Origin of the sequence: Mesorhizobium sp. M00.F.Ca.ET.216.01.1.1 (assembly GCF_004010325.2) — a bacterium.
Lineage (GTDB): Bacteria > Pseudomonadota > Alphaproteobacteria > Rhizobiales > Rhizobiaceae > Mesorhizobium.
On record NZ_SADR02000282.1, the window covers coordinates 1 to 352 of the forward strand.

Genomic DNA, 352 nt, shown 5'->3' on the forward strand with positions numbered 1-352 from the left:
TGGACGGTGTCATCGACAGAATGTTGGCGGTTCGATACACGCGGCGGCGCACGGCGCGTGCCGCGTTGAGGCGGTGCAGCAAAAGAGCGTGACATAATAGCCCGTTTGCGGCGCCGGCATCGGTTGGTGCGGCCACGCGGCGTCTTTTTTGCGCGCGCGCGTCGGCTTGCAGTGAACGACTGGCGCGATATTGCATCACAACAGGATGACCCTCGTGAACGGAGAATGCATGTCGTCTTTCCATGCGCAGCAACCCGTCCGCACGCTCGTCACCGGGGCGGGCGGCTTTACTGGCCGCTATCTGGTGGACAACTTGCGCGAGCGCGGCCATACCGTGATCGAAACCTTCGCC

1 protein-coding gene is annotated in these 352 nt (G+C 63.1%); it reads right to left on the reverse strand.

Annotated elements, in window-relative coordinates:
• Positions 1–244 (reverse strand): hypothetical protein (locus EN859_RS38885; RefSeq protein ID WP_210237771.1); only part of this gene is annotated, 244 nt, incomplete at its 3' end.
• Positions 245–352: the final 108 nt, after the last annotated feature.